Raw genomic sequence first — 1,670 nt, 5'->3', positions numbered from 1 at the left:
CTAGGACGGCAAAGCCCGCTGTCTGGTAGCATGGGGTGGTGGGGGTCTTCTGTACCTGTGAGGAGGTGCGGGATGACCAGGATCTCAGGACGCCTGCCGCCGGAGCGCGAGCGGGTGCTGCGTCCCGCCTGTCGGCTGTGTCCGGCCTGCGGAGCCCCGATGCGCATCCGCTACGAGAACCATCGCACCCTCGTGACGCTGACTGGCTCTATCCGCTTGCGGCTCAAGATCCGCTGGTGCGAGACGCTCAACTGCCCCCGCTTCCACAAGCCCTACCGGCCCGAGGCCGAGGGCGCGCTGGCGCTGCCCCAGCACGAGTTCGGCCTGGACATCATCGCCCTCATCGGGGCCTTGCGCCACCGCGAGCACCGCAGCGTGCCCGAGATCCATGCGGTGCTCACTGCCCGCGGCGTCGCCATTGCCGAGCGCAGCGTCACCAACCTGCTCGACCGCTACGATGAACTGCTCGCCACCCGGCTGATGGAGCGCCGCCCCTTGCAGAGGCTCCTGGCCCGGCAAGGGCGGGTCATTCTGGCGTTGGATGGCGTGCAGCCGGATGTCGGCCATGAGGTGCTGTGGGTGATCCGCGACTGCCTGTCCGGCATCATCGTGCTGGCCCGCAGCCTGCTCTCCGGCCGGGCCCAGGATCTGGCGGTGCTGCTGCGCGAGGCGGTGGAGGCCGTGGGCGTGCCGGTTGTGGGCGTGATCAGCGATGGCCAGACCTCCATTCGCCAGGCCGTCGCTCAGGTGCTGCCGGGCGTGCCGCATCAGCTGTGTCAGTTCCACTTTCTGCGCGAGGCGGCGCATCCGATCTTCGAGGCGGATCGGCATGCCAAGAAGGAGCTCAAGAAGCAGGTGCGCGGCATCCGCCGGATCGAACGTGGTGTGGAGGAGCGGGATGATGCCGAGGCCGCAATTGTGCAGGGATACTGTGCGGCGGTGCGCAGCGCGATCACCGATGACGGTCGGGCGCCGCTTGCCGCCTCAGGTCTCAAGCTGAAGCAGCGGCTGGAGACGGTCGCCGGCAGCCTGGGCCGGGTGCAGCAAAAAGGGGCTTCACGCCGGCGCTCACGCGCTTGCACCAGATGATCGCTCGTGCGCTGGAGCGCACCGCCTCTTTGTGGCCAGACGTGGAGTACGCCTACCGGTTTGTTCATGCCGTGGCGCATTGGCTTGGCAACCCGCACGAGGAGAGTGCCGCCATGGTGCGGCGGCGGGTGAACGGGGTGCTGGGCGCGATGCAGCGGCATCGCGACAAGGCCGGGACTCTGGCCGGCGCCTTCGATCATTTCCAGAAGGTGACGCGCAGCTATCGCCCCGGCCTGTTCCATACCTACGCGGTGCCGGACCTGCCGCGCACCAACAACGATCTCGAACAGCTCTTCGGATCGCAGCGCTATCACGAGCGGCGCGCGACCGGCCGCAAGACGGCGACCCCCGGTGCGGTTCTGCGCGGTTCGGTGCGGCTGCTCGCCGCGACCGCGACGCGCGTGCAGGCTCCAACGGCGCGAGACCTGGGCGCCGCAAGCCGGGACCACTGGAGGAGCTTGCGTCAGCGTCTGGAGAGAGGCCGCCATGCGCGAACCCTGCGCACCCGCTTTCGACACGATCCCGCTGCCTACCTGGCGGCTCTCGAACAGCAGGCCTGCCAGCTAGCTTTGCCGTCCTAG

The 1,670-nt window shown here is 68.7% G+C and carries 1 protein-coding gene; it reads left to right on the top strand.

Annotation, left to right across the window (positions count from 1 at the left end; genetic code table 11):
- The first annotated feature begins 159 nt into the window (after positions 1-159).
- Positions 160-1,670 (top strand): transposase gene (locus JKL45_RS29485; RefSeq protein ID WP_201865311.1). Its coding sequence is split into 2 segments (ribosomal slippage): positions 160-1,051 and positions 1,051-1,670, totalling 1,512 coding nucleotides; the frame shifts between segments, so codons are not numbered across the junction.

Origin of the sequence: Microvirga soli, assembly GCF_016734765.1 — a bacterium.
Classification (GTDB): Bacteria; Pseudomonadota; Alphaproteobacteria; order Rhizobiales; family Beijerinckiaceae; genus Microvirga; species Microvirga soli.
This window is presented reverse-complemented; position numbering and strand designations above follow the sequence as displayed.